The organism is Paenisporosarcina sp. TG20 (assembly GCF_000286315.1).
Taxonomy (GTDB): domain Bacteria; phylum Bacillota; class Bacilli; order Bacillales_A; family Planococcaceae; genus Paenisporosarcina.
The window spans coordinates 1-4,263 of sequence record NZ_ALJG01000126.1 but is presented as its reverse complement, the minus strand read 5'-3'; the positions used below and the strand labels follow the sequence as shown (position 1 = coordinate 4,263).

Below are 4,263 nucleotides of genomic sequence, written 5' to 3'. Positions count from 1 at the left end.
GAAAAGCGAGAGAAGGGTTATTTATATGGTTAACCATTGTGAATTTAAGTCATTATCGAGCAAGGATTAAGGCCAAGTTGGAAAAAATGAGCTCCAAGTTGGAAAAAATGGCATCCAAGTTGGAAAAATCCGAAGCCAAGTTGGAAAAAACAGCATCCAAGTTGGAAAAAGTGCAAAATGGTCCCCTCAAACGGTTGTTTGAAGGTTTTTTACTGGAAAAGCGAGAGAAGGGTTATTTAAAAGGTTAAACATTGTAAATTTTAGTCATTTTCGAGCAAGGATTAAGGCCAAGTTGGAAAAAATGAGCTCCAAGTTGGAAAAAACAGCATCCAAGTTGGAAAAAGTGCAAAATAGTCACTTCAAACGGTTGTTTTAAGTGTTTTTTTGTTGAATGCTTTTTTGAATAAAGAATCCATTTACTTAATAAGATAGGTAGGGTCTTCACATATACCTAATTTTCGTTCAACCAGATTTCGCTAAGTTCTTTTAATAAAAAATAAGTTAACTAAAAAAGACCTCGGTTATTTGTTTTTTGTGGTGTCTTTCGATAAGATTGTGCTTAAGTGAGTATCGAAAGGGGTGGGCAAATATGCTAAATGAGAAGAATGATTTGGCAATTGATTGTTGCTTGCTTGCAGGTCGATTAATGATTGAAAGTGGAGCGGAAACGTATCGGGTTGAAGATACGATGACACGTATGGCAATTTCTCAAGGTCTCATTGGTACACAGAGCTTTGTTACGCCAACGGGTATAATGTTTTCACTTGGAAGAGATGGTTCAACACGGTTAATGGCTATTCGTCATCGAGTCACAGATTTAAACAAAATTGCGCTAGTTAATCAGACTTCCAGAAAACTAACTTCAACTGAAATTACCATAGATGAAGCATATGAAGAATTGCAAGAGGTTGCAAGTGCAAACTTAATGTATCCTTTCTATTTGCAGGTATTAGCCGGTGCAATAGCTAGTGGATGTTTCCTTATTCTATTTGCAGGTTCATGGTGGGATGTACCAGCTGCTACAATAGCTGGAGGTATCGGTTTAATCGTGGCCACACTAATTCATGAAATTACGCGAGTCAAATTTTTTGCCGAGTTTCTTGCGGCCGCTATTGTTGGAACTGTCGCTTTCCTAGCAGTCTTGTTAAACCTTGGTGAAGACTTAAATATTATTATTATTAGTGGAGTGATGCCATTAGTTCCAGGATTACTAATAACAAATGCTGTTCGTGACCTCATGGCAGGCCACTTTACTTCTGGGGTTTCAAAAGCAGCAGAAGCATCATTAACAGCTTTTGCAATTGGTGCAGGTGTCGCACTCGTACTATCATTTTAGGAGGTGTCACATGACTTGGATCATACAAGCAATACTAAGTTTAATTATTGCCATATCATTTGCAATTATTTTTAACGCACCTAAAGAAAAACTATTAGCATGTGGTTTTGTTGGAATGAGTGGATGGATGATTTTTAGTGTTTATTCTTTCATATCAGGTGATTCCATACAAGCATCATTTGCAGGAGCATTTTCGGTCGCTCTAGCTGCCCACATTTTATCGAGACGATTCAAAATGCCAATGATTTTATTCAGTGTTCCAGGAATTATTCTTTTGGTCCCTGGAGGTCTTGCATACAATGCGATGCGTAATATTGTTGAAAATGACTATTTAACTGCTATCTCATTCGGTTCCAGAGCATTTATGACATCTGGTGCCATTGCTATGGGCTTAGTATTTGCAGAAGTGTTAATGCAATTAATTTTTAAATATCTAAAAAGAACGGCATCTCATAGTAATGTGTGAGATGTCGTTTTTAATATGAAAGTATATGAATTTTATTTAGTATTAGGAATGGAACTCACAAATAATTAGCCTTCTAAGAGACTTTTTAGAGTTCTACCTATAAGAGACAGTACATTATCAAAAACTTTTATTTGTTACATTAAATAAAAAGAGTCTTAAAGGATGACTGAAGTAAGGACTATTAATATTGCCTGAAATCGTCTAATTATCCTGAAATTAAGCTGAGAAAGCTTGTCTACACAGAAGGGGACTCGTGAAGTGACTATGTCTTCTTCACGAGTCCCCTTATTCTAAATGTAAACTTTCGCACGGCCTTCTACTTGTATAATTCCCCAATTTCACTTGCTACAACAGGTCGGCTAATATAATATCCTTGGATTGCATCACACCCAAGCTCTGTTAATAAGTCAAATTGTTCTTTTGTTTCAACACCTTCTGCAAACACACGTATGTCCATTGATTTACCAAATTGAATCATACCTCGAACAAGTTTTTTCAATTTTTCTTGTTTTAAAATGCCAGAGATAAATGATTGATCAATTTTAAGGCAGGATATTGGCAATAACTGCATGTAACGGAATGAAGCATAGCCTGTCCCAAAATCATCAAGAATAAAAACAATTCCATCCTTTTGGAGTTGAACCATTTGCCGAATAATTGATTGGTCAGACTCAGCTTCTAATGCGAATTTTTCAGTAATTTCAATTTGCAATAGACGAGCAGGGCAATCAAATTTCTCTAATGTTTGGCGGATTTTTTTCACCATATCTTTATCACGAAATTCACGGATAGACGTATTAACACTTACTTTCATAGGCATGTCATTTTCAGCCCAAAGTGCAGCTTGTTCACATGCTTTCTCAAGCATAAAGCTTCCAATGTCATGAATCATACCTGTTTCTTCAGCAATAGGAATTAGTTCGTTTGGGGAAACTGTCCCAAGAACAGCGTCTTCCCAACGTACGAGTGCTTCCACTGTGTCTATTTTACCGGTAGATAAATCCACTTGTGGCTGAAACATAACGGTTAAATCTTTGTGGTGTAAAGCTTCTATTAAACGTTTTTCAATCATTGTTTTTTTACTTAATGCCAAATGATTTGCTTTTGAAAGGCTGACGATGTTGCCGCCACCTTCTTGTTTGACTTTATTGATAATCGCACTTGAGGCATTCATCAATTGTGAGAATGTTAGCTGATCTTCGGGATAGCGCGTAATTCCACCACTAATTGAGATTGGGATAGCTTTGTTGCGAATGTAAATCGGATATTGTTTTAGATAACTTAAAAATCCTTGGATAAACCAATCGCTAAGTGGAGTTAACACGACAAACTTATCTTCCCCAACGCGTGCAATACTACTATCTTGAAAATATAATTTCATTCGATTTGCAAACTCTAACAATAATGTCGTTTCTGAATCTTCATCATGCATGTCTTTTAAAGTGTAAAATTTATCTATATCTAAAAAGATGAAGGAAAAGTGACGTCCTTCTGCAATTAAACCGCTTACAATATTTTCAAGACGGTGACGACTCATTAAACCTGTTTCTGGATCCACATAGGCAATTTGCTCAAGATGAATTTGTAGACGCTTTTTTTCAGTAATATCTTTCTCTAGAATAGAAATATATAAAAGTTCATCATTTGCTGATAGAACAGGTATGGCAATCATATCTACCCAATATGTTTCACCATCTTTAGTTAGTTTTTCTACAGAACCTTGCCATACGCGATGACTTTTTAATTCAAGCCAAATGGGATCTACTACCTTTTCAGCGGACTCTTCAGGGAAAAGTTTCCAAAACGATTTCCCGATTACACGTTTTGGCGTCCATTTACTAGATTTTAAAAATAGAGTATTTGCATATGTAATTAAACCATCTATGTCTAAATGAGTGACCATAAATGTTTCATCGATCCCCAATTTAAAGCTTTCTAATTCATGTGCACTCGCATTGTAATTGATGTTGTCTATTTCAAATGTGAACATCACATAATGTTGATTGCCAATTGTAATAGGGTATAAAACGGCCGATGTATGAACGGATTCTCCTTGTTTCGATTGAAGAATAAAATTTTCAAAACGAAGAGAGTTTTCACATTGGAGCACTTGATTACACTTTGTTTGAAGGGTTTCTGAACTCTCTCCAAACGGGAAATATTTACCGACGATTTCGTCAGCCTTATAGCCAAATGCTTTCTCAGCATCTTCACTCCACCAAAGTACCTTCGCGTCATTCGCGGTTAGCATCATTGGTAAAGGAATATGGTTTAATACACCGCTACCATTCTCCAACAATTGTTGCACTCCTCTCATATCGCAGGACTCCTCGTTTGTAATATAACCTTTATTATAAAGAACTCTTAACATCAAGTCACTTAAATACGAAAATGTTTATTCTGAAAGTTGTGTGCTTATCCAGGGGTGCGTTTAGTGGATCTTAAGTTTCGCACCCCAACA

General features: G+C 36.3%; 4 protein-coding genes. 3 read left to right on the top strand and 1 reads right to left on the bottom strand.

Going from position 1 to position 4,263, the window contains the following annotated elements:
* The 3 genes from B371_RS23915 to B371_RS0101300 all read left to right on the top strand — a co-directional run.
* A partial coding sequence (locus tag B371_RS23915; protein ID WP_040681112.1) for a peptidoglycan bridge formation glycyltransferase FemA/FemB family protein occupies positions 1-248 on the top strand: 248 nt, incomplete at its 5' end.
* 341 nt (positions 249-589) lie between these two features.
* The gene (locus B371_RS0101305) at positions 590-1,336 is read left to right on the top strand and encodes a threonine/serine exporter family protein (RefSeq protein WP_019412518.1); all 747 of its coding nucleotides are present in this window, start codon (positions 590-592) and stop codon (positions 1,334-1,336) included.
* Between the two features lie 10 nt (positions 1,337-1,346).
* Entirely contained in the window at positions 1,347-1,802 is a 456-nt protein-coding gene (locus tag B371_RS0101300) for a threonine/serine exporter family protein (protein WP_019412517.1), read from the top strand.
* A gap of 316 nt (positions 1,803-2,118) precedes the next feature.
* Here B371_RS0101300 and B371_RS0101295 read toward each other — a convergent pair whose 3' ends face one another.
* Positions 2,119-4,119 (bottom strand): bifunctional diguanylate cyclase/phosphodiesterase, encoded by a 2,001-nt coding sequence (locus B371_RS0101295; protein WP_019412516.1) that lies wholly within the window; start codon positions 4,117-4,119, stop codon positions 2,119-2,121.
* Between the last annotated feature and the right edge of the window lie 144 nt (positions 4,120-4,263).